Source organism: Ralstonia psammae, assembly GCF_958405935.1.
GTDB lineage: Bacteria > Pseudomonadota > Gammaproteobacteria > Burkholderiales > Burkholderiaceae > Ralstonia > Ralstonia psammae.
The window spans coordinates 705,358-726,919 of the sequence record NZ_CATZBU010000001.1 but is presented as its reverse complement, the minus strand read 5'-3'; the positions used below and the strand labels follow the sequence as shown (position 1 = coordinate 726,919).

Annotated in this window: 20 protein-coding genes; 10 read left to right on the top strand and 10 right to left on the bottom strand. The window is 66.5% G+C overall.

The window, feature by feature from the left end; all coding sequences use genetic code 11:
• Positions 1–52: 52 nt before the first annotated feature.
• The 3 genes from R2N16_RS03505 to R2N16_RS03495 all read right to left on the bottom strand — a co-directional run bounded on the left by R2N16_RS03505 (position 53) and on the right by R2N16_RS03495 (position 3,858).
• Entirely contained in the window at positions 53–523 is a 471-nt protein-coding gene (locus R2N16_RS03505) for a carboxymuconolactone decarboxylase family protein (RefSeq protein WP_316664178.1), read from the bottom strand.
• A 142-nt stretch (positions 524–665) separates the two neighbouring features.
• On the bottom strand, positions 666–1,574 hold the full coding sequence (locus R2N16_RS03500; protein ID WP_316664177.1) for an RNA polymerase sigma-70 factor: 909 nt from the start codon (positions 1,572–1,574) through the stop codon (positions 666–668).
• Positions 1,575–1,644: 70 nt separating this feature from the next.
• Complete coding sequence (locus tag R2N16_RS03495) at positions 1,645–3,858, bottom strand: response regulator (RefSeq protein WP_316664176.1); 2,214 nt, start codon at positions 3,856–3,858, stop codon at positions 1,645–1,647.
• Between the two features lie 239 nt (positions 3,859–4,097).
• Here R2N16_RS03495 and R2N16_RS03490 point away from each other — a divergent pair, with 239 nt between their 5' ends.
• A complete protein-coding gene (locus R2N16_RS03490) occupies positions 4,098–4,712 on the top strand; it encodes a glutathione S-transferase (protein ID WP_316664175.1) in 615 nt (204 codons plus the stop codon).
• Positions 4,713–4,775: 63 nt separating this feature from the next.
• Here R2N16_RS03490 and R2N16_RS03485 read toward each other — a convergent pair whose 3' ends face one another.
• The 3 genes from R2N16_RS03485 to R2N16_RS03475 all read right to left on the bottom strand — a co-directional run bounded on the left by R2N16_RS03485 (position 4,776) and on the right by R2N16_RS03475 (position 7,652).
• Positions 4,776–6,122 (bottom strand): MFS transporter, encoded by a 1,347-nt coding sequence (locus tag R2N16_RS03485; RefSeq protein ID WP_316664174.1) that lies wholly within the window; start codon positions 6,120–6,122, stop codon positions 4,776–4,778.
• Positions 6,123–6,178: 56 nt separating this feature from the next.
• The gene (locus R2N16_RS03480; RefSeq protein ID WP_316664173.1) at positions 6,179–6,553 is read right to left on the bottom strand and encodes a 5-carboxymethyl-2-hydroxymuconate Delta-isomerase; all 375 of its coding nucleotides are present in this window, start codon (positions 6,551–6,553) and stop codon (positions 6,179–6,181) included.
• Positions 6,554–6,614: 61 nt separating this feature from the next.
• Complete coding sequence (locus tag R2N16_RS03475; protein ID WP_316664172.1) at positions 6,615–7,652, bottom strand: polysaccharide deacetylase family protein; 1,038 nt, start codon at positions 7,650–7,652, stop codon at positions 6,615–6,617.
• A 106-nt stretch (positions 7,653–7,758) separates the two neighbouring features.
• On the opposite strand from R2N16_RS03475, the gene R2N16_RS03470 reads away from it, so the two are divergent.
• Complete coding sequence (locus tag R2N16_RS03470) at positions 7,759–8,664, top strand: LysR family transcriptional regulator (RefSeq protein WP_316664171.1); 906 nt, start codon at positions 7,759–7,761, stop codon at positions 8,662–8,664.
• Positions 8,665–8,697: 33 nt separating this feature from the next.
• On the opposite strand, the gene R2N16_RS03465 is transcribed toward R2N16_RS03470, so the two are convergent.
• Positions 8,698–9,846 (bottom strand): HPP family protein, encoded by a 1,149-nt coding sequence (locus tag R2N16_RS03465; protein ID WP_316664170.1) that lies wholly within the window; start codon positions 9,844–9,846, stop codon positions 8,698–8,700.
• A 232-nt stretch (positions 9,847–10,078) separates the two neighbouring features.
• Between R2N16_RS03465 and R2N16_RS03460 the strand changes: the two genes are divergently transcribed.
• Positions 10,079–12,070 carry an acid phosphatase gene (locus R2N16_RS03460; protein WP_316664169.1) on the top strand — a complete coding sequence of 664 codons (1,992 nt, stop codon included), beginning with the start codon at positions 10,079–10,081 and terminating at the stop codon, positions 12,068–12,070.
• Positions 12,071–12,074: 4 nt separating this feature from the next.
• Here R2N16_RS03460 and R2N16_RS03455 read toward each other — a convergent pair whose 3' ends face one another.
• Positions 12,075–12,956 (bottom strand): AraC family transcriptional regulator, encoded by an 882-nt coding sequence (locus R2N16_RS03455; RefSeq protein ID WP_316664168.1) that lies wholly within the window; start codon positions 12,954–12,956, stop codon positions 12,075–12,077.
• Positions 12,957–13,198: 242 nt separating this feature from the next.
• Between R2N16_RS03455 and R2N16_RS03450 the strand changes: the two genes are divergently transcribed.
• Complete coding sequence (locus tag R2N16_RS03450; RefSeq protein ID WP_316664167.1) at positions 13,199–13,711, top strand: hypothetical protein; 513 nt, start codon at positions 13,199–13,201, stop codon at positions 13,709–13,711.
• A 63-nt stretch (positions 13,712–13,774) separates the two neighbouring features.
• Here R2N16_RS03450 and metK read toward each other — a convergent pair whose 3' ends face one another.
• Entirely contained in the window at positions 13,775–14,965 is a 1,191-nt protein-coding gene (metK, locus tag R2N16_RS03445; RefSeq protein ID WP_199030949.1) for a methionine adenosyltransferase, read from the bottom strand.
• 239 nt (positions 14,966–15,204) lie between these two features.
• On the opposite strand from metK, the gene R2N16_RS03440 reads away from it, so the two are divergent.
• The 4 genes from R2N16_RS03440 to R2N16_RS03425 all read left to right on the top strand — a co-directional run bounded on the left by R2N16_RS03440 (position 15,205) and on the right by R2N16_RS03425 (position 18,805).
• Positions 15,205–16,053 carry a lysophospholipid acyltransferase family protein gene (locus R2N16_RS03440; protein WP_316664166.1) on the top strand — a complete coding sequence of 283 codons (849 nt, stop codon included), beginning with the start codon at positions 15,205–15,207 and terminating at the stop codon, positions 16,051–16,053.
• Between the two features lie 13 nt (positions 16,054–16,066).
• Complete coding sequence (locus tag R2N16_RS03435) at positions 16,067–16,960, top strand: lipid A biosynthesis lauroyl acyltransferase (RefSeq protein ID WP_316664165.1); 894 nt, start codon at positions 16,067–16,069, stop codon at positions 16,958–16,960.
• A gap of 87 nt (positions 16,961–17,047) precedes the next feature.
• On the top strand, positions 17,048–17,926 hold the full coding sequence (gene dapF, locus R2N16_RS03430) for a diaminopimelate epimerase (protein WP_316664164.1): 879 nt from the start codon (positions 17,048–17,050) through the stop codon (positions 17,924–17,926).
• Between the two features lie 51 nt (positions 17,927–17,977).
• Complete coding sequence (locus R2N16_RS03425; protein WP_316664163.1) at positions 17,978–18,805, top strand: polyphosphate kinase 2 family protein; 828 nt, start codon at positions 17,978–17,980, stop codon at positions 18,803–18,805.
• Positions 18,806–18,895: 90 nt separating this feature from the next.
• On the opposite strand, the gene pyrE is transcribed toward R2N16_RS03425, so the two are convergent.
• A complete protein-coding gene (gene pyrE / locus R2N16_RS03420) occupies positions 18,896–19,573 on the bottom strand; it encodes an orotate phosphoribosyltransferase (RefSeq protein WP_316664162.1) in 678 nt (225 codons plus the stop codon).
• Between the two features lie 32 nt (positions 19,574–19,605).
• On the opposite strand from pyrE, the gene R2N16_RS03415 reads away from it, so the two are divergent.
• The gene (locus R2N16_RS03415) at positions 19,606–20,391 is read left to right on the top strand and encodes an exodeoxyribonuclease III (RefSeq protein ID WP_316664161.1); all 786 of its coding nucleotides are present in this window, start codon (positions 19,606–19,608) and stop codon (positions 20,389–20,391) included.
• A 137-nt stretch (positions 20,392–20,528) separates the two neighbouring features.
• On the top strand, positions 20,529–21,542 hold the full coding sequence (gene argC / locus R2N16_RS03410; protein WP_316664160.1) for an N-acetyl-gamma-glutamyl-phosphate reductase: 1,014 nt from the start codon (positions 20,529–20,531) through the stop codon (positions 21,540–21,542).
• Positions 21,543–21,562 lie beyond the last annotated feature (20 nt).

The window sequence follows — 21,562 nt, the reverse complement described above, 5'->3', positions numbered from 1 at the left end:
CCCTGCGCGCAGGCGCTGCTGTACAGCGATCGTCGTATCGGCGCCGTCTCTGTTAAGCCGCTGCAACATAGGGCGCCTTCAGCGGCACCGGGTTGCGCAGGCTCACGTTCAGCAGGTTCCAGCTGTTGATGGTGACGATCACAAAGCTCAGCTCGGCGATCTCCTCATCGCTGAAGTGCTCGCGCAGCTTGGCGAATTCTTCGTCGCTGGCATCGCTGTGCGGGGTGTTGGTGACCAGTTCCGCCCAGCGCAGGGCGGCGCGCTCGCGCTCGGTAAAGAACGGCGCTTCGCGCCAGCCGGCCACGGCGTTCAGGTGGCGCGGGTCTTCACCCATCTTGATGAGGTCGCTCCAGTGCATGTCGATGCAAAAGGCGCAACCGTTGATTTGCGACACGCGCAGCAGAACGAGGTCGACCAGCTTGGCGCCCAGCAAGTCGCGGCGCAGGCCATTCGACAGGTTCAGCAGGTTGTTGAAGGCCTTCGGTGCGAGTTGGAAGTAGGCAACGCGGGGGGCTTGCGACATGAGCGGCTCCTAGAGGGGGTGGCTTGGTGACCAGGAGCAGCGGCAGGCGTCAGGTTTGTGCCTTGCCTCGCCTTGCTCCATGCCCTTAAGACGCGCCGCGCGGCCGGGTTGTGACAGCCCGGCCGAAAACGTTCTGCTGCTTTTATGCGTCGATGCCGATGTGCGCCAGCTTGTCCGGATTGCGCACCACATAAATGGCGACGATGCGGCTGTTTTCGATGACGAACGACTGGGCCGACTCCAGCTTGCCGTCCACGTAGCGCAGCAGGCCGGGCTCGCCATTCACGCGGGCGTGTACGTAGCGGACGTCGCCCATGGCGCGCACCAGTTCGCAGTAGATCTTGGTGATCTGGCCGGCGTCTTGAATGATGCGCATGAACGAGGGCACCTTGCCGCCGCCGTCGCCCACCAGTTGCACATCATCTGCCAGCAGCGCGCGGATGGCATCGCGCTGGCCGGTGCGTGAGGCTTCGGCAAAGCGCTCGAGCAACGCCCGATGCGCATCGGGCGCGACATCGAAGCGCGGGCGCTCCTGCTGCACGCGGTCGGATGCGCGGTGCACTATCTGCCGGCACGCGGCTTCGGTCTTGCCCAGCAGTGCGGCGATCTCCGAGTAGTCCTGGTCGAACACCTGACGCATCAGAAACGCCGCGCGCTCTTCGGGCGACAGGCGTTCGAGCACCCACAGCAGGGCCATCGACAAGTCGCCTGCCAGTTCCACGGCGGTTTCGGGCGTGGGGGTGGTGGACTCCGGCTCGACGAGCGGCTCGGGCAGCCACCAGCCGACGTAGGCTTCGCGCTCGGTCTTGGCGGCGCGCAGGCGGTCGATGGAGAGGCGCGTGACGACGGTCACGAGCCATGCCTCCGCTGACTGCAGCGCGCTCTGGTCGGTCTGGTGCCAGCGCATCCAGGCGTCCTGCAGCACGTCTTCTGCGTCAGCGCGGCTGCCGAGCATGCGGTAGGCAATCGTAAAGAGGCGGGGCCGGGCGGCGGTGAAGGCCGTGTCCTCGCGATCGGTGCGATCGGTGCGATCGGGGCTGGGCTGGGTCATGGCAGGGGGGCGTCTAGGGATGATGCTCCCTAGACGGGCAGGTGCGAGCGTTTGTGACAAGGTGCGGCGATTATGCGGCGTTCGTCACATGCTGCGTGCTGGCCGCACGCACAGGGGCACTGAGCCACGGCACCAGCGCCCGCTGCAGCGTCATCAGGTCGATTGGCTTGGCGAGCAGGCGTGCGCCGGCAATGGGCTCGCCAATCTCGGCTTCCGCGCCGTAGCCGGACATCAGCAGCACGCCCACTTGCGGCTGCAGGCGCAACAGCGTGCGGGCGAGGTCCGCGCCGGATTGGCCGGGCAGGGTAAGGTCGGTCAGCAGCACCTGAACGAGGCGCGTGCGAGCCAGTGCAAGGGCGTCTTCGGCATTGGCGGCGGCCACGCATTGCAGGCCGAAGGTGGCGAGCACCTCTTGCATGGCTTCGCGCGAGGCGGTGTCGTCTTCCACCAGCAGCACCGTCGGCGCTTGTGACGCGTCGGCTGCCACGGCATGGCCCACCGATGGGGATGCCGATTGCACCGCCTGTGCTTGTGCCTGTGCCTGTGCTGCGCGGCTGGTGCTGAGCACCTTGCGCACCATGCGCGCCAGGTCATCACGGCGGTAGGGCTTGCCGAGCAGCGTCACGCCGGGCGGCAGCCTGCCGTCGTACTGCACCTCGTCGCGCGTATAGCCCGAGACGAGCAGCACCGGCAGCGGCGGTACGCGTTGCGCGGCGCGTATCGACAGTTCGCCGCCCTTGATGGGGCCGGGCATGATCACGTCGGTAAACAGCAGATCGATGGGCGCGCCGCTGTTCATGCATTCCAGCGCGGCTTCGCCGTTGGCCGCCGTGAGCACGCGGTAACCGAGCTGGGTCAGCATGTCGACGGCGGTCAGGCGCACGTCGGTATCGTCTTCCACCACGAGGATGGTCTCGCGCCCGCCCATGGGCGTGACGATGGTATCGCGAAGGTCCACGGCATCGTCCGGGGCCGCCTCTGTGCAGCGTGGGAAGTAGAGCTGCACCGTGGTGCCCTGACCGACCGCGCTGTCGATGGCGATATGCCCGCCGCTCTGCTTGACGAAGCCGAACACCATGCTCAGCCCCAGGCCCGTGCCGTGGCCGTCGGGCTTGGTGGTGAAGAAGGGCTCGAAGGCGTGTTCGACCACTTCGGGCGGCATGCCCACGCCGGTGTCGGTGACAGAGAAGACGAGGTAGTCGCCGGGGGCAGGCTGATCGCTCCCCTGCGCCTGCGTGTTGTCGAGCGTGACGTTGTTGGCGGCGATGGTCAGCACGCCGCCGCCCCGCATGGCATCGCGTGCGTTGATGGCGAGGTTCAGCAACGCATTCTCGAGCTGGTTGCGGTCAGCTTGCACGTGCCACAAGCCGCCGGCCAGGTGCGTTTGCACCTTGATGGCTTCGCCCAGCGCGCGGTGCAGCATCTCGCTCATGCCCTGGACCAATCGTGTCGGGTTGACGACCGCCGGCGAGAGCTGCTGGCGGCGCGCAAAGGCCAGCAATTGCGCGGCCAGCGTGGCACCGCGTTGCACGGCGCGCGTGGCGGCGGCAATCCGGTGCTGCACGCGCGTGTTGCCCGGCGCCTCCACCGAGAGCATCTGCAGGTTGCCGGCAATCACCTGGAGCACGTTGTTGAAGTCGTGTGCGACGCCGCCGGTCAGGTTGCCGATGGCTTCCATTTTCTGGGCCTGGCGCAATTGCGCTTCCACTTCGGCGCGGGCAGACAGCGCATCGGCCACGCGTTGCTCCAGCGTTTCGGTCAACTGGCGCAGGGCCTGTTCGGCGGCCTGCCGTTCGCGCTCGGTCTGCACGCGCTCGGTGGTTTCCACCACGATGGCCAGCACGCCCGCCGGGCTGCCGTTGTCGTCGGGCAGCGGGCTGTAGTAGAGATCCATCCAGACGTTTTCGGGGCGGCCGTTGCGCAGCAGGACGAGTTCCTTGTCGCGGTACGACAGCGTGCCGCCACCCAGGCAGACATCCATGACGTGGCGGTTGAAGTCGGCCACTTCGGGCCAGCCGAGTTCAACCGGGCAACCCAGCAGGTAAGGGTGACGCCCGCCGGCAAACCCGGCGTAGGCATCGTTGTAGATCATGTAGCCCTGGCGGCCCCACAGCATGACTAGCGGCACCGGGCATGCCAGCACCATTTGCACGGCGGCACACAGGCTGGGTGGCCAGTCCATGATTGGTCCCAGTTCAGTGGAAGCCCAATCGAATGCCAGCACGCGCTGCGCCATCTCACCGTTCCACCCCAGGCAGCCATGGTGATGCGCGAGAAACGGCATAAGGTCTCCTGTCTGGCCGGGCAGCGTTGAGCACCCGGGTTGCGGTCATTCTAGAAAGTCGGGCGCCCGTCTGTTGTCGGCATCAGACGGCTCAAAGCCGGCACGGGCACGCAGAAAACGTGCCTGAGGCGCGGGCACGCTTTGCGCTGGCTATCTATCATGTGCTGCCGTGCCTGCGCAGCGCTGCGCTTTGCACCGAGGTTTCCCCCACCACACGCCCACACCCGCCAGGAGATTCCATGAAGTTGATCGGTATGCTTGATTCCCCGTATGTGCGTCGCACCGCCATTTCGCTCAAGCTGCTCGGGCTGCCCTTCGAGCACGCATCGGTGTCGGTCTTCCGGCATTTCGACCGGTTTCGTGAGATCAACCCGGTGGTCAAGGCGCCCACGCTGGTGTGCGACGACAGCACGGTGCTGATGGATTCCACGCTCATCATCGACTACGCCGAGGCGCTGGCCGGACGCAGCCTGATGCCTGCCCCGATTGCCGAGCGCCAGCACGCGCTGCGCGTGATCGGCCTGGCGCTGGCAGCGTGCGAAAAGGCGGTGCAGATCGTCTACGAACACAACCTGCGCCCGACCGAGAAAGTGCACGGGCCATGGGTCGAGCGCGTACACAGCCAATTGCTGGCGGCGGTGGAAGCGCTGGAAGCGGAGTGGAAGGACGCGCCGTTGCCCGTGACTGCAAGTGCGCTCACGCAGGCCGGCGTGACGGTGGCCGTGGCATGGGGCTTCATCCAGCTGATGGTGTCGGACCGCGTGCCGGCGGCGGACTATCCGCGTCTGGTGGCGTTTTCTGCGGCTGCAGAGCAGCTCGACGTGTTTCGCGCGTTGCCGATCGACGCGGCATGAACGGGCGGCGGCAGAGGCCGCCGTCGGCCGACACCTGCCGTCTTGGCGCCGGCCCAGTCGATGTCAGGGCCGGCGTGTCTGGCGTCCGTACACCAGCGTCAGCACCCCGGCGAGCATGGCTGATGCGCCCAGCAGCCCGACCCCCGCGGTCGCGGTGTGCGTCAGGTCCGTCAACCACCCGATGGCGAACGGGCTGACGAAACCCGAGAGGTTGCCGATGGCGTTGATGAAGCCGATGCCCGCGGCTGCGGCCACGCCATCAAGACGTGCGGTCGGCAGGTTCCAGAACAGCGGCAGCGCTGACAGGATGCCCGCCGACGCGATTGTGAGCGCGACCATTGCGGGCACCAGTTGGTCCATCGCGAGCGCGCTCACACAGAAGGCCACACCCGCCACGAGCGCACTGCTGCCGACCAGCGTGCCCCAGTTGCGGCGCTTGTCGGCTTGCCGTGCCACCACGTTCATGGCCACCATGGCAACCGCATAGGGCGCGGCACTCAGCCAGCCGACCGTCACGGTGCTGGCGATGCCGTCCGCGCGGATGACGCTCGGCAGCCAGAAGCTCACGCCGTACAGGCCCGCCAGCAGCAGGAAATAGATCAGCGCGAACAGCATGACCGAGCCGTTGAGGACGTCTGCGGCGCGGTGCACGCGCGCCTGCGGTGGCGCCGCCTGGGCGAGGTCCGCTTCCAGGCGTGCGAGCGCATCGGCGCCGAGCCAGCGCACCTCGCGCGGACGGCTTGGCAGCAGCAGGAACACCAGCACGCCGACCAGGGCCGATGGCAGACCCTCCAGCACGAACATCCAGCGCCAGCCTGCGTGCCCGAGCTGCCCGTCGAATGCCGCAAGGATCCACCCCGACAGCGGCCCGCCCACGATGCCCGCCACGGCCGTGGCACTCATGAACAGCGTGGTCATACGGCCGCGCCGGTGCGCCGGAAACCAGTACGTGAGATACAGCACGATGCCGGGAAAGAAGCCCGCTTCGGCCACGCCCAGCAGGAAGCGCAGCACGTAGAACCCGGTGGTGCTTTGCACCCATCCCATGGCCGCCGACAGCAGGCCCCACGACACCATGATCCGCGCGATCCAGGTGCGGGCGCCCAGGCGGTGCAGCAGCAGGTTGCTCGGCACCTCGCAGAAGAAGTAGCCGACGAAGAAGATGCCGGCCCCCAGGCCGTAGGCGGTGGCACTTAGGCCCAGGTCGGCCGCCATCTGCAGCTTGGCCGTGCCGATGTTGACGCGGTCAAGGTACGCCAGCACCTGGGCCAGCAGCAGGATCGGCATGAGCCGCCAGCCAATGCGGCGGTAGATGGTATCGAGCGCAGGGTCGTGCTGCGCCGTGTGGGGCAGGGTGGGTGCGGCGGGCGCGGGCTGGGCCAGCGCACCGGCGTGCGAGTGTGGGTTCATGCGGTCTCCTTGTTTGTGTTTGTTGTTGTGTGTGGTGTGTGGTGTGCAAAGGCGGTCTAGCCGGGCGCGTGCGAGTCGGTCTTCTGGTACAGCGTGCGGTCGAGCGTTTCGACCAGCACGCAGCATTGCCACCAGCCGCCGGGTTCGGCGCTGGCGGCAACGGCATCGCGCAGCACGTCGTGGATGGTTGCCGCCATGGCGCGCTGCATGTCGGCCGGGCGCGGGTTGGTCAGCACCAGGCGGGCGACGACGAACTGCGCATGTGCATCGTCCCCGGCCAGGAAGGCGCCGGCGATGTGCACGCGGCTCTTGAGGTCGATCAGCCGCGCGCTGCCGCTGTCGGCGAGTCGCCGGTGGATGGTCCGCAGCAGCGCGGGGAAGTCCAGGCGACGTGCCAGCGGCTCGGTCGCTTCGATCACGATATGGGGCATGGTGTTGTGCAGTGGTGCGCGCAGCCGGGGGCGGCGAGCAGCGTCGCCGCCCGGGCCGGTTTCAGATGGTTTCCTGCTCGCGCACGCTCAGCGGGCTTGCGGCGGTGTAGCGGGCAATCTCGTCCTTGCGCAGGAAGGCCACGCCGGGGTGCTGCTTGGCATAGCGCAGGAAGGCATCCCACGCGCGCACCATCTGCGGTGTGCCGCTGATACGGTCGTGCGCACTGATCGACATCATGCGGCGGCGTGTGCCGGCTTCTTCGTAGAGCTGGTCGAAGTCGAGCTTGATCTGCTCGAGGAACGCCGAGGGCGAATAGTTGCGGCCTTCCACCAGAAGGATGTCGTTGTTGCGCAGCGTGTAGGGCACGACCACGAAGTCGCGGCCGTTGACCTGTTCGATGAACGGCTCGTCGCGGCTCAGGTCATCAATGTGATACAGGTAGCCCAGCTCCTGCAGCAGCGACAGCGTGTTGGGGCCGCGGCGCAGCCAGTTGCAGTTGTAGCCCACGGGGCGCTGGCCGGTGACGGCCTCGACCATGGTCACGGACTCGCTCAGGAAAGCGCGCTCCTGGGCGCGCGTCATGGCGTATTGCGAGCTCCAGCGCGGGCCGTGGCCGGCCGCCTCATGGCCGCGCGCCACGATCTCGCGCGCGAGTTCGGGGTGCCGCTGCACGGCCTCGCCGATCATGTGCGAGGTCACCTTCACGCCGTGGCGGTCCCACAGGTCGAGCATGCGCGGAATGCCCTCGCGATAGCCGTAGGCAAACCAGGTGTTGGTGGCGGGGTCCGACGGCATGCTGGCCGGAAAGTCGATCTTCGGGAACGGGCTGTCGGTGCCCTTGGGCGGTTGTCCGCCGGCCTCGAACTGCATCGAGATGGAAATGACGAGGCGGATGCCGTCGGGCCAGAACGGGCCCGCACCAGGCGCGCCGGCAGAAGCGGGCGCATGGTCGCGCTGCGGCTGCGCGGTGGCGTTGCCGGCCAGCAGGGCGCCGGCGGCCAGGGCGCCCGCGCCGGTTCCTGCGCGGGTGAGAAACGTGCGGCGGCCCGCCTGGGGCAGGGCGTCGGTAGCGGGTACGGGATCAGGCAATCGGGTCATGGTGCAAGCGCGAACGTGAAAGACCGAGGCATGCTAGCCTTCGCGAAATCGCAGAAATACCGCTGCCAATAGGAATCATCCTTTCCTGGTCGCGAACAATCAGCCCATGCTCGACAACCTGCCCGCGCTCATTTCATTTGCCCGTATCGTCTCAGCCGGCAGCCTGTCGGGCGCGGCGCGCGAGATGGACCTGCCGCTGTCGGTGGTCAGCAAGCGCCTGACGCAACTCGAGGCAGCGCTCGGCGTGCGGCTGATCCAGCGCACCACGCGGCGCCAGGCGCTGACCGAAGAAGGGGCGCTGTTCCACAGCCGCGTGGTGCGCATCCTCGATGAAATCGAACAGGCCGAGTCGCTGCTGATGCAGCGGCGCCAGGCCGTGAGCGGCCTGCTGCGTGTGACGGCGCCGGGCGAGCTGGGGCGCCGGCGCATCGCGCCCATCGTGGCGGCGTTTCAGCGCGAGCATCCGCAACTGAGCGTGCAGCTCGAGTTGACCGACGCCGTGGTCGACCTGATCGACAGCGGTTACGACATGGCCATCCGATTTGGCGCGCTGACCGACTCCACGCTGATCGCCCGGCCGCTCGCGCCCAACTTTCGCGTGTTGTGCGCCTCGCCGGCATACCTGGCCGAGCATGGCGCACCCATGCATCCGTCAGACCTGGTGCGGCATCGCTGCATCCTGATCGGTGACCAGCGCCGCGCCGATCTGCGCTTTACCGGCGACGGCGAGGAGCACACCGTGCGCGTGACCGCTTCCATCGTCACCAACGACGGCGAAGCCGCTCATACGCTGGCGGCCGAGGGGGCGGGCATTGCCGTCAAATCCATCTGGGACGTGGGCGACGACCTGCTGGCAGGACGCCTGGTGCGGGTGCTGCCAGGGCATGCGGTGTCGGCCGCGCCGCTGCACGCGATCTATCCGCACAGCCAGCACCTGGCGCCGCGCGTGCGCGTGTTTGTGGACTACGTACGGGATCGCCTGCAGCAGGCGTGGCGCTGGGAAGGCCTCTGAGGACGCCGCAGCCCGATCGCGCAAGCGCGCGCGTCAGGCCGCCTTCGGCTCAATGGTGGCCTGGCGGTACAGCCCGCCCACCAGGTCCGATTCGGTGATGATGCCGACCAGCCTGCCATCGGTGTCGACCACGGGGATGTGGTGGTGTCCGGCGCTGGCAAACAGCGGCACGAGCTCCGACATGGGGGCGCCGGCCTGGATGGTCTGTACGTGCGTCTTCATGTGGTGCGCCACGCGCGGCGGCGTGAGGGTGCCGATGCTGAACCAGTGGCGCAGCGTCTGCCGCAGGTCGCGCGGGTTCAGGCCCAGCAGGTCGGCACGGGTGACGATGCCCGTCACGCGCTGCTGCCCGTCCACCACCGGCAGCGCCTTGATGCCGTGCTGGCGCAGCAGCTGCAGTGCGCGCGGGATCGACGTGCCCGGGGCGGCGGCAATCGCCGGCTGCGACATGATGTCGGCGCAGGTCAGCGCCTGGAACGTGCGGGTGTAGGCCTGGAGCTGCATCTCGCGCAGCACGGCCTCGATGTCTTCGGGGTCGATGTCGAGCAGTTCGCTCTGGCGGCGCAGCGCGGCCACGATGTCGTCACGCGTGAAGCCCGCGGTGGCCGGCGGGCGTTCGGCGGCGGGCAGGCGGTGTGCGTGCGGATACCGGTGGCCGGTGGCGGCGTGGTACACCAGCGCGCCCACCAGCAGCAGCGCCGACTGGATCAGGATCGGCTCGAGCACGAAGCGATACCCCAGCGCATGCACGGCCGGGCCGCCAATCACGGCGGTGAGCGCCACCGCGCCCGAAGGCGGGTGCACGCAGCGCAGTGCAAACATGCCGGCAATGGCGGCCGAGACTGCCAGCGCGGATGCAACGACGGGATCATCCACCAGCAGCGCGAACGTCACGCCCACGGTGGCGGCGACCAGATTGCCGCCGATGATCGACCACGGCTGCGCGAGCGGACTGGCCGGCACCGCAAACAGCAGCACGGCAGACGCGCCCATCGGAGCGACCAGCAGCGGGATCAGCGTGGAAGCCCCCGGCACCATCTTCATCATCGTGCCGGTAAAGAGGATACCGACGAGTGCGCCGACGGCAGAGCGCACGCGCTCGCTCCAGCGCACCGTCACGGGTGCAGGAATGAAGCTGTGGAGCCAGCGGCGCAGAGCGGGATGCAAGGATGAAGCGGACATGGTCGACGGACGGCGATGGCCCGGACCAGGCTTCACCAAAGTCAAAAAACGCAGCCGGCGATTCTATCACGCTGTGACATAACGCACCGTCAGCGCTGTCATGATCTGACATGCCCCAACGTAGGGCGCAGGGCGCGCGAATTTGTAAACGAAGCGTCACGCATTTTTCATGGTGCGTGCAGAGACTGCTGGGTTTTTCAGCGCTCTCTTCGGGTCCCCAGCCCACTGCACCATGTCCTTCACTGCCCGCCCTGCGTTTTCCCACCCGCGTCTTTGCACCAGCCTCGTTGCGCTTTTCGGCGCCCTCGCGCTCACCGCGTGCGGCGGCGGGGACGACACGACCAACAGCGGCACGCCAGTTGCCACCACGCAGGCCATTCCGGCGCCGCCGGCAGACCCGGGCTTTGTCGACACGGCCGCCGTGGCCAGCGGCGTACCGGCGTTCGTCGACAACATCGCCACCAACCAGCGCGGCGATGCGCGCTACGCCACGCTCGGCACCAATGCTGGCGTGCGCCTGTTCACGCGCTTTCTGGACCTCTGGCAGCCGCTCACGGAGATTGTCGACGCGGGTGTGAACGCACCGGCCAACGGGGCGTTCCCGGCGGTGGTCGCCTCCACATGGACGGGTTTGCCCAACGACGGCACGGCCGGCGGCACGCAGCTCAATCTGCCGGTCCTGAACGCAAACGTTCAATACGTGGTGAACGCCACCACCAACCGCACGCAGGCCCAGGCCGATGCAGCGTACTTTGACGACCGCCGCGGCAAGGGCTACAGCGTGAGCGACGGCATGGGGCCGCTGACCACCGCGTGGCGCACACTCGCGCAGCAGACCACGTCCATCACCACCGTGCCGGCCGATGCGACCACCGTGCTCTACAACGACAGCGGCAACAACACGGGCGTGGGCACCTCGGGCGGCAATACCGCCTTCGGCAAAGTGGTCGACCTGATCAACACGGTGGGCAACAACGCGTCCACCGAGCCGGCCAAGCGCTTCTACAAATACGCGCGGCCGTATCGCTGGAGCAGCAGCGTGGTCGTCGTGCCGACGCTGGTGCCGGCCGAGAGCCCGACCCCCGCCACCGACGGCGGCTTCATCAGCGGCCACTCCGCCGAAGCCGTGCGCGATACCGTGGCGATGGCGTATCTGGTGCCCGAACGCTTCCAGCAGATCCTGGCGCGCGGCATGGAGTTGGGCGAGAACCGCATCCTGGCCGGCATGCATTCGCCGCTGGACGTGATGTCCGGCCGCATGCTCGGCATTGCCTCGGCCGCTGCCAACCTGGCCGACCCGGCCAACGCCACGCTCAAATCCGCCGCCTTCACGCAGGCGCACACCGCCCTGATGGCGCAGACGGGCACGGATGCCACCAGCTTCCCGGCGCTGGCCCAGTCCGGCACGCCGGCCACCGACCGCTTTGCCGACTACGCCACCAACCAGGCCAATTTCACGCGCCGCATGACCTTTGGCTTCACGCAAATCGGCGCAACGACGCTGGCGCCGGTGGTGCCCAAAGGCGCCGAGGTGCTGCTCGAAACGCGCTTCCCGTACCTGAGCGCCGACCAACGCCGCGTGGTGCTCAAGACGACGGAACTGGCATCCGGCTACCCCGTGCTGGATGACGCCGAAGGCTGGGGTCGCCTCAACCTGTTTGCTGCGGCGGACGGCTACGGTGCCTTCAATGGCAACGTGATCGTGTCGATGGATGCAACGCAGGGTGGCTTCAACGCGGCCGATACGTGGCGCAATGCCATCTCCGGCGCAGGCAAGCTCACGCTGCAAGGCACCGGCAGGCTGCGTCTGGCCGGCGCCAATACCTACACCGGCGGCACGCAGATCGCAGGCGGCGTGCTGGAGGCTGATTCGGCCAACGCATTCGGCACGGGCGACGTGTACGTGGGCGCCGGCACGCTGGCCGTCAACGCGCCGGCGGCGGTGGCCATTGCGGGCAAGTTCACGCAACTGCAGGGCACCACGCTCGACCTCGCCATCGGCCCGAACGGCCAGGGCAAGCTGAGCGTGGCCGGCCTCACCACAATCGCCGGCGGCACGCTGCACGTGAAGTTCGTGAACGGTTACACGCCCAAGGTGGGCGACACCATCGCCGTGGTGGATGGCGCGGGCAGCAACCGCCAGTTCTCGTCGGTGGTGGTGGACGGCTTCAAGGCCACGGCCATCTACACGGCCACCGGCATCCAGATCCACCTGGACGCCTGATCGCTTACTTGAGCGGCAGCAGCACGTCCGTCACGGCTTCGTGCTCGGGTACGTCGGGGTAGAAGCGCACGCGCTGGAACAACAGCGGCGCGTCGCGCAACGCCTCGCCGCTCGACGGCAACCAATCGGCATACAAGTACGCAACGCTCTGGCCGAGCGTGTCGTCGGCGCCCGTGTGACGCAGCACGGCGTAACGGCCGTCCGCCAGCGTCTTGCCCGCCACGCCCGCAGCATTGGATTCGACCGGCGCGTGCGTGGCCGCGCAGATGTCCATGCGAAACGCCTCGGGCGGCACATCGTCGGGGTTGTCGTAGACGACGTTGTACGTGGCCGAAACGCTTGGGTGCAGCCGATGCTCGCGGCGCCAGGCGATGAACGCGCGGAGGGTCTCGCCCAGGCGCGATGGATCACCGCGGTGCTCGATGGCCGCGACGGCCACGGCCTCGCGCTCAACGATCTCGACGGACTGGGATTGCGGTTGTGCTGGCATGTGTTGGCTCCTGAGGGCGCGCAGCGCCTGTAGATTGGTGGCCCAGGGTGCCCACTCCGGTGCCGCCCGAAATGCCGACGGCGATTGCCCCGCCTGCCTGCGGAACGCCCGCGCAAATGCCTCCGGCCCCTCGTACCCGCATGCCAGCGCGATGTCGGTGATGCGCGCATCGTCGCGATAGGCGAGTTGATGCGCGGCGCGCTTCAGGCGCAGCAACTGCACATAGCGTCCGACGTTCATGCCAAACAGCAACGAGAACTGGCGGTGGAAGTGGTATCTGGAAAACGCGGCCACTTCGGCCAGCCCATCCACGTCCAGCGTGTCTTCCAGATGGGCGTCGATGTGTGCCAGCACGGCGCGCAAGCGGGCGAGGTAGCGGTCGGTGGCGGTGGTCAATGGGGTGGCTCCTGGGTGGCGATACGGTATCGCCGGCGGGCTTGTCGCGCCTGATCGAAATTGCGCAATTGCCTGCCGTGATCTTTAACCCGTGCCGCCTGCCATGGGGCGTGGTTGGGCACATGCGGCGCATATCGGCGTTGCGTTGGCGTCCCTAGAGTGGGTTGTGCCGTGGGGGCCGTCCTTGCGGTGCGCCGGCGCACATGCCGGTGCTTCACGCCGATGGATTACGAGGCCACATCATGGCAGAACAGACGCTCTACACATCGCACAACAACTATTCGAGCCTACAGACGCAAGGCGGCGGTACCGACATCGAACGCCGCCTGGGCTGGTGCGCAGCCGCCAGCGCCCTCTGGTGTAAGAACACACTGGACGCCGCGATCGCACCCAAGGATTCCGACCCGGGCAAGCTGCGCGCCGGCATCTTGCAGGTCAAGTTCCGCTGGGATCCGAATGGCAATGGCCAGGACGTGCTGACCTTGCTGGGCAATGTGGATCTGCACGGCGTGCAGGTCGCCAACGCGGTCACCTTTGATGCCCTGCTTGATACTGTGACCGGTGCGCCGGGCGTGTACTGGCTGTCCAACTACGGCCACGCGACCGCCGTGGACACGCGCGCCGGCCGCGAACTCTTCTACGACATCGAGAACGGGCTGTTCCAATACGCCAACGCGGCCGAACTGCGTCAGGGCATTCGCGCACGCTATGGCAACTCGCCACGTTGGCGAGCTTTTCGCGTGACGGCGGCTTGATCACTATGGCCGCGCAACAAAAAACCGCCCCGAAGGGCGGTTTCTCTTTGGTGCCAAGCTGGCTCAGGCAAACGCCTTGGCCGGCTCGCCGGCCAGGCCGGCCGCCTCGCGCAGCAGCAGCGCCTTGTCGGTGGCTTCCCAGCTGAACTCCGGCTCTTCGCGGCCGAAGTGGCCGTACGCGGCGGTCTTTTCGTAGACCGGGCGCAGCAGGTCCAGCATCTGCACGATGCCCTTTGGGCGCAGGTCGAAGTGTTCGTGCACGAGCTTGGCGATCTGCTCGTCCGGGATCACGCCGGTACCTTCCGTGTACACGGTGATGTTGATCGGGCGTGCCACGCCAATCGCGTAGCTCACCTGCACCTGGCACTGGCGCGCCAGACCGGCGGCCACCACGTTCTTGGCCACATAGCGCGCGGCATACGCCGCCGAGCGATCGACCTTCGACGGGTCCTTGCCCGAGAACGCACCGCCACCGTGCGGGGCCGCGCCGCCGTACGTGTCGACGATGATCTTGCGACCGGTCAGGCCGCAGTCGCCTTGCGGGCCGCCGATGACGAAGCGGCCGGTCGGGTTCACCAGGTACTTGGTGTCGGCCAGCATGTGCGAGGGCAGCACCGGCTTGATGATCTCTTCGATCACGGCTTCGCGGATGGCCTCTTGCGACATTTCGGGCGCGTGCTGGGTGGACAGCACCACGGTATCCACGCTGTGCGGCTTGCCGTCCACATAACGCACCGTCACCTGCGACTTGGCGTCCGGGCGCAGCCAGGGCAGGCGGCCGTCGCGGCGCAGTTGCGACTGGCGCTCGACCAGGCGGTGCGCGTAGTAGATCGGGAAGGGCATCAGCTCGGGTGTCTCATCGCACGCGTAGCCGAACATCAGGCCCTGGTCGCCGGCGCCCTGGTTCAGGTAGTCGTCCGATGCGCGGTCGACGCCCTGGGCGATATCCGGCGACTGCTTGTCGTAAGCGACGAGGACGGCACAGCCCTTGTAGTCGATGCCGTAGTCGGTATTGTCGTAGCCGATGCGCTTGATGGTTTCGCGCGCGACGTGGATGTAGTCGACATTGGCCGACGTGGTGATTTCACCCGCGAGCACCACCAGGCCGGTGTTGCACAGCGTTTCTGCTGCGACGCGCGCATATTTGTCCTGGGCGAGGATGGCGTCCAGGATGGCGTCGGAAATCTGGTCGGCGACCTTGTCGGGATGGCCCTCGGAGACCGACTCCGAGGTGAAGAGGAAGTCGTTTGACACGGCTGTTAGCTCCAGATTGGCTATCACGTTGCCAATCCGTTGAGCCACGGCCGGCGACGCTTTAGCGGTATTTAGCAACCTTGCCGAGGTTTGTGGCCAAGCAAGGATTCGCCCCGCAAGTTGTCAGTTAACTCGGCGAATCGCGCTATTATACGCGGCACTTTTCGGGGCCGCAGCAAGGCCTATCAAGACCCTGCTCCCCTGTCGACTGCGACCAACACATTGCTGCGACCGCACGCATGACCTTCCTGTTCTGGCTGTTTTCACGCTTGCCTCTATCCGCGCTGCAGGCGCTGGGCGGCTGGCTGGGAGCGCTGGCGGCCAAGGTGCCCGGCCGCTATCACGACCGGCTCATCGCCAACTTCCGTCACGCTTATCCCGATGCCACGCCCGCCATGCTCAAGGAGGCGGGCCGCTCCGCCGGCCGGATGGTGTTCGAGATGCCGTACTTCTGGGTACGCAAGAACGGGGCGGACGTTGCCCCTCATCTGTTCGACGTTTGTCGATCTGCCATTGAACGCGCGCTTGCGGGCGGACGCGGCCTGATTTTCCTCACGCCGCATCTGGGCTGCTTTGAAGTCCTGCCGCAGGCCTATGCGCGTGAGCATCCGGTCACCTCGCTGTTCAAGCCGCCGCGCAAGGAGAGTCTGCGCACCTGGATCGAGAACATGCGCGCGGGGCCTAACATGCAGATGGCCCCGGCAGACCCGCGCGGCGTGCGCATGCTGGTGCGCGCACTCAAGCGCGGCGAGGCCATTGGCATCCTGCCCGACCAGACGCCCACCGGCGGCGAGGGTGTATGGGCGCCGTTCTTCGGCAAGCCCGCCTACACGATGACGCTGGTGCACCGTTTGCATCGGCTGACAGGTGCGCCCGTCGTGGCATTGTTTGCCGAGCGGCTGCCACGCGGCACGGGCTACCGCTTGCACGTGCATGAGATCGGCGATCTGCCCGAAGACGCGACGCAGGCCGCTACCCGTATCAATGCCGCCATCGAACAGTTGATTGCCCTGGCGCCGACGCAATATCTCTGGGGCTATAACCGCTACAAGCACCCCGCGGGCGCGGACGCTCCGCCCGCTGCCTGACACTGCTGCCTTTATGGAACGTTTCTCTGCCAATCTCGGACTCGGCTTCTTGTGGCTGCTGTCCTTCCTGCCATACGGCTTTGTCGCGCGTTTCGGCGAAGGCCTGGGCGGGCTGCTGTACCGCATTCCCAATGGCCGCCGCCGCGTGGTGCTGGCCAACTTGCGCGCGTGCTTTCCCGAGAAGTCCGAGGCCGAGCGCGAAGCCATGGCGCATGACGTCTTCCGCAAGGTCTTCCGCAGCTTTGCCGAGCGCTCGTTTGCGTGGTTCGCATCCGAAGAGCGCCTGATGCGCGTGGTCAAGATCGACGACCAGGCCAATCTGCCGGCGCTGCACGGCCAGCCGCACATTCTCGTCACGCTGCATCTGTCGGGCGTGGAGATCGGCGCGCTGGCGCTGACGGACTATTTGCGCAAGAACGTCGGCAACGCGGGCTGCTCGCTGTACACGCGCATGGCCAACCCCGTGCTCGACGACGCCATCAAGGCGCTGCGCAGCCGCTTTGGCGCGACCATGGTGTCGCGCAACGAGAACATCCGCCAGATCATGCGCACCATCAAGCGCGGCGAGGCGCTGCAGCTCATCTCCGACATGGATTTCGGCGAGCGCGACTCGGAGTTCGTGCCGTTCTTTGGTGTGCCCGCGCTTACGCTCAACGCCATCCCGCGCATGGCGTCGATGACCGGCGCCAAGGTCGTGCCGATGTACACCGAGATCCTGCCGAATTACGAAGGCTATGCGCTGCGCATCCTGCCCGCGTGGGAGAACTACCCCACGGGTGACCTGACCGCCGACACGCGCCGCATGAACGCCTTCTTTGAAGACGCCATCCGCCCGCGCATCACCGAGTACTACTGGGTGCACAAGCGCTTCAAGCACCGTCCCGAGGGCGTGCCGGGCATTTATTGATGCCGGTGCCGGCCAGGGCAACTGCGGCCGGCTCGCTTTAGAATGGGTGTTTTCCGAACGCTCATCGCCGCATCTGTGCGGCCCGCCATGAAACTGCACTTCACCAAGATGCACGGCGCGGGCAACGACTTTGTCGTGCTCGACGGCATCCAGACCCCGATCGACTTCACGCCCGAGCAATGGGCCGCCATTGCCGACCGCCACTTTGGCGTGGGGGCCGACCAGCTCCTGCTGGTCGAGCGCTCGACTCGGCCCGACGTCGATTTCCGCTATCGCATCTTCAACCACGATGGCGGCGAGGTGGAGCACTGCGGCAACGGCGCACGCTGCTTCGTCAAGTTCGTCACCGACCGGGGGCTGACCGATAAGCGCACCGTGCGCGTGGAAGTCATGAACGGCATCGCCACGCTGACGATGCAGGACGACGGCCAGGTGACCGTCGACATGGGCGCGCCCGTGTTCGAGGCGGCGCGCCTGCCGTTCCTGCCCGAAGGTCTGCCCACCCGCGTCGAAGGCGACGACACGCAGCACGGCCTGCAAATCAACGGCCGTACTGAATGGCTGTCCACCGTGTCGATGGGCAATCCGCACGCCGTGCAGATCGTCGACGACACGGAAGCCTTTCCCGTGCTGGAAGACGGCCCGCTGATCGAATCGCATGCCGTGTTTCCGCGTCGCGTGAATGCGGGCTTCATGCAGATCGTCGATCGCCATTCCGTGCGCCTGCGCGTGTACGAGCGCGGCGCGGGCGAGACGCTTGCGTGTGGGACGGGCGCCTGCGCGGCTGTGGTGGCCGGCATCCGGCGCGGTCTGCTGGACTCGCCCGTGAAAGTGGCCACGCACGGTGGCGACCTGACCATCGCCTGGGCGGGCGTCGGCCAGCCGGTCATGATGACCGGCCCTGCCACGACCGTCTTCGAAGGCACCCTGGATCTGGATGCGCTGAATCTGACGGCAGCGCACTGAGCCCACGCGGGTTGGCGTCCGCCCGCTTAGAGCGACAAGGAAGGAGGTCTCTTGGCATCCAACGGCAAGTCTGCGCTAGACGACTGGTATTTCGACGGCAGCACCAAGTTCAAGATCGCCAAGTTCGATCCGGCGGCCAAGCCCTGCACCACGGGCAGCAAGGCGAGCGACCTGGAGCGCCTGGCCGAGCTGTCCATGCGCATCGAGACGTTGCAGGACATCTTCTATGCGGAGCATCGGCGCAAGCTCCTGGTGGTGCTGCAGGGTATGGACACCGCAGGCAAGGACGGGACCGTGCGCACGGTGTTCCGCGCACTCGATCCGCTGGGCCTGCGGGTGATTGGATTCAAGACGCCTACGCCGCTGGAACTGGCGCATGACTACCTGTGGCGCGTGCACGCCGAGGTGCCCGCTGCGGGCGAGATCGTGATCTTCAACCGCAGCCACTACGAAGACGTGCTCGTCACGCGCGTGCACGGCGACATCGATGCGGCCGAATGCAAGCGTCGCTACGCGCATATCAACGCATTTGAACGGATGCTGGCGGAGACCGGCACCACCCTCGTCAAATGCTTTCTGCATATCTCCAAGGACGAGCAGCGCGACCGCCTGCAGGAGCGTGTCGACGACCCGCACAAACACTGGAAGCTCGGCATGGCGGACATTGAGGAGCGCGGCTACTGGGACGAGTACATGACGGCCTACGAAGACGCCATCAACGCGACCGCCACCCCGCACGCACCGTGGCACGTCATCCCAGCCAATTCCAAGTCGCACCGCAGCCTGATGGTGGCCGAAATTCTGCTGGGCGTGATGGAGCGATTGAAGCCGGAGTATCCGGCGGGGAACCCGGCTTTTAACGGCTTGAAGGTGGAATAGGGGGGGGCGGGGCGTCACACCGGCGCGCCCATCCCCAAAAACAAACCCCGGCAAACCAGTTCTGCCGGGGTTTTGTGACGTCGGAACGCGTCAGGCCGCGCTGACGCCGTACTTGTCGCGATAGGCAGCGGCCTTCGCGCGATACCCGGCCAATGCCGGATCGCCCGCGCCATCGAGGTATCCCAGCAAGTCATCGAGATTGGCAATCGAGACCACCGGCATGCCGTATTGAGCCTGGACATCCTGCACTGCAGAGCGCTCGCCGATATCGATCGCGTTGCCGCTGCGCTCCATCCGGTCCATCAGGATCAGCACGGCAGCCGGCGTCGCGCCAGCGGCGCGAATCAGCTCAACGGACTCGCGCACCGAGGTGCCGGCAGAAATCACGTCATCGACGATCACCACCCGCCCTTGCAGCTTCGCGCCGACCAGGCTGCCGCCTTCGCCGTGGTCCTTGGCTTCCTTGCGGTTGTACGCAAAGCCCACATTGCGGCCCAGGCCCGCCAGCGCGACGGCGGTGGCCGACGCCAGCGTGATGCCCTTGTAGGCCGGCCCGAACAGCATGTCGAACTCGACACCCGAGTCCAGCAGGGTTTTCGCATAGAATTGCGCGACTTGGCCCAGCAGGGCGCCGTCTGCGAACTTGCCGGCGTTGAAGAAATAGGGCGACGTCCGCCCCGCCTTGGTCACGAATTCCCCGAACGACAGCACGCCGGCTTCCACCGCAAAGCGGATGAAGGATTGGCGCAACTCGCTGTTTTGGCTCATCTTTTTTCTCTGGTCTGCAAAAAAGTCCCGCCATGTTACGCATCATTTCCGCCAACCTCAACGGCGTTCGCTCCGCTGCCAGCAAAGGCTTTTTCGATTGGATGGGCAAGCAGGACGCCGATTTCGTCTGCGTGCAGGAACTGAAATGCGCGCAAGACGACATGACGCCCGAATTCTTGGCGCCGCATGGCTACCACGGCGTGTTTCAGCACGCGGTGAAGAAGGGCTACAGCGGCGCTGGCCTGTACACGCGCCACAAGCCGGACGAGGTCATTGTCGGCTTCGATAACGGCGAGTTCGATGCCGAAGGCCGCTATGTGGAGGCCCGCTACGGCAAGTTGTCGATCATCTCGGTCTACGTGCCGTCGGGCTCCAGCGGCGAAGAGCGCCAGCAGGCCAAGTTCCGCTTCATGGACTTGTTCATGCAGCACCTGATCGACCTGCGCCACGAAAAGGGCCGCGAGGTCGTGCTGTGCGGCGACGTCAACATCGTCCACAAGGAAATCGACATCAAGAACTGGAAGGGCAACCAGAAGAACTCCGGCTGCCTGCCCGAAGAGCGCGCGTGGCTGACCAAGCTCTTCGACGAGGTTGGCTATGTGGACGTGTTCCGCACGCTCGACCAGCGTCCCGAGCAGTACACGTGGTGGAGCAACCGCGGCCAGGCCTACGCAAAGAACGTCGGGTGGCGTATCGATTACCAGATTGCCACGCCGGGTATTGCCGCCACCGCCCGCCGCACGTCGATCTTCAAGGACATCAAGTTCAGCGACCACGCGCCGCTGACCATCGATTACGACACGAAACCGCACTGGTAAGCACGCCCAGGCGGAACAGGAATCACTTTATTGCGCTGCCGCAGAAATTTCTCCGTCAGCCGCTACAATGCAAAACTCACGCGCTGGCACAGGGCCGGCGCTGTGTTTTCTGCCCACTGTTTTTTAGCGAGATCACCATGGCATTCAAGGTTTTCGTCGACGGTCAGGAAGGCACCACCGGCCTTCGCCTGCTCGACTATCTGTCGCAACGCGACGATATCGAGCTGCTGCGCATCGCCGAAGACAAGCGCAAGGATTCTGCCGAGCGCGCCAAATTCCTGAATGCCGCCGATGTCGCATTCCTGTGCCTGCCGGACGTCGCCTCGCGCGAGGCCGTCTCGCTGGTCAACAACCCGAACACCTGCATCATCGACGCCAGCACCGCGTTCCGCACGTCGGACGACTGGGTCTACGGCCTGCCCGAACTGGCCAAGGGCCAGCGCGAGCGCCTGCGCAACACCAAGCGCATCGCTGTGCCGGGCTGCCACGCCAGCGCCTTCGTGCTGCTGATGCGCCCGCTGGTGGAAGCGGGCATCGTTCCGGCCGACTACCCGGTCACCGCGTTCTCGCTCACCGGCTACAGCGGCGGCGGCAAGCAGATGATTGCCGACTACCTCGCCGCCAATAACCCGAAGCTGGACAGCCCGCGTCCGTACGCGCTGGCGCTGGCGCACAAGCACCTGCCCGAGATGCGCGTGCAAAGCCAGCTGAGCCTCGCGCCGATCTTCACGCCGGTGGTCGGCAACTTCCTCAAGGGCCTGGCCGTGACGATTGGCCTGCACCCGCAGCACCTGGCACGCAAGGTGAGCCCGGCGGACATCGCCCGCGTGCTGGCCGATTACTATCAGGGCGAGCAGTTCATCCGCGTGGCTCCGGCCGACAACGTCGCGACGCTCGACAACGGCTTCTTCGACGTGCAGGGCGCCAACGACACCAACCGTGCCGACCTGTTCGTGTTCGGCTCGGACGAGCGCATGGTCGTCACCGCGCGTCTGGACAACCTGGGCAAAGGTGCGGCCGGCGCCGCGGTGCAATGCATGAACGTGCACCTGGGCGTGGATGAAGCGACCAGCCTGCATGTGGAAGCGCCGATTCCCGCTGCCGGCGCCGAGCATGCCGTGCGCGAAGCCGCCCCCGGTTTTGCCAGCTGATCGCCAAGACCGCTGAAACG

What these genes read in the sequence shown, in the direction of transcription:
- R2N16_RS03505 (WP_316664178.1), bottom strand. Translation starts at nt 523, where the DNA reads ATGTCGCAAGCCCCCCGCGTTGCCTACTTCCAACTCGCACCGAAGGCC.
- R2N16_RS03500 (WP_316664177.1), bottom strand. Translation starts at nt 1,574, where the DNA reads ATGACCCAGCCCAGCCCCGATCGCACCGATCGCACCGATCGCGAGGAC.
- R2N16_RS03495 (WP_316664176.1), bottom strand. Translation starts at nt 3,858, where the DNA reads ATGCCGTTTCTCGCGCATCACCATGGCTGCCTGGGGTGGAACGGTGAG.
- R2N16_RS03490 (WP_316664175.1), top strand. Translation starts at nt 4,098, where the DNA reads ATGAAGTTGATCGGTATGCTTGATTCCCCGTATGTGCGTCGCACCGCC.
- R2N16_RS03485 (WP_316664174.1), bottom strand. Translation starts at nt 6,122, where the DNA reads ATGAACCCACACTCGCACGCCGGTGCGCTGGCCCAGCCCGCGCCCGCC.
- R2N16_RS03480 (WP_316664173.1), bottom strand. Translation starts at nt 6,553, where the DNA reads ATGCCCCATATCGTGATCGAAGCGACCGAGCCGCTGGCACGTCGCCTG.
- R2N16_RS03475 (WP_316664172.1), bottom strand. Translation starts at nt 7,652, where the DNA reads ATGACCCGATTGCCTGATCCCGTACCCGCTACCGACGCCCTGCCCCAG.
- R2N16_RS03470 (WP_316664171.1), top strand. Translation starts at nt 7,759, where the DNA reads ATGCTCGACAACCTGCCCGCGCTCATTTCATTTGCCCGTATCGTCTCA.
- R2N16_RS03465 (WP_316664170.1), bottom strand. Translation starts at nt 9,846, where the DNA reads ATGTCCGCTTCATCCTTGCATCCCGCTCTGCGCCGCTGGCTCCACAGC.
- R2N16_RS03460 (WP_316664169.1), top strand. Translation starts at nt 10,079, where the DNA reads ATGTCCTTCACTGCCCGCCCTGCGTTTTCCCACCCGCGTCTTTGCACC.
- R2N16_RS03450 (WP_316664167.1), top strand. Translation starts at nt 13,199, where the DNA reads ATGGCAGAACAGACGCTCTACACATCGCACAACAACTATTCGAGCCTA.
- R2N16_RS03440 (WP_316664166.1), top strand. Translation starts at nt 15,205, where the DNA reads ATGACCTTCCTGTTCTGGCTGTTTTCACGCTTGCCTCTATCCGCGCTG.
- R2N16_RS03435 (WP_316664165.1), top strand. Translation starts at nt 16,067, where the DNA reads ATGGAACGTTTCTCTGCCAATCTCGGACTCGGCTTCTTGTGGCTGCTG.
- dapF (WP_316664164.1), top strand. Translation starts at nt 17,048, where the DNA reads ATGAAACTGCACTTCACCAAGATGCACGGCGCGGGCAACGACTTTGTC.
- pyrE (WP_316664162.1), bottom strand. Translation starts at nt 19,573, where the DNA reads ATGAGCCAAAACAGCGAGTTGCGCCAATCCTTCATCCGCTTTGCGGTG.
- R2N16_RS03415 (WP_316664161.1), top strand. Translation starts at nt 19,606, where the DNA reads ATGTTACGCATCATTTCCGCCAACCTCAACGGCGTTCGCTCCGCTGCC.
- argC (WP_316664160.1), top strand. Translation starts at nt 20,529, where the DNA reads ATGGCATTCAAGGTTTTCGTCGACGGTCAGGAAGGCACCACCGGCCTT.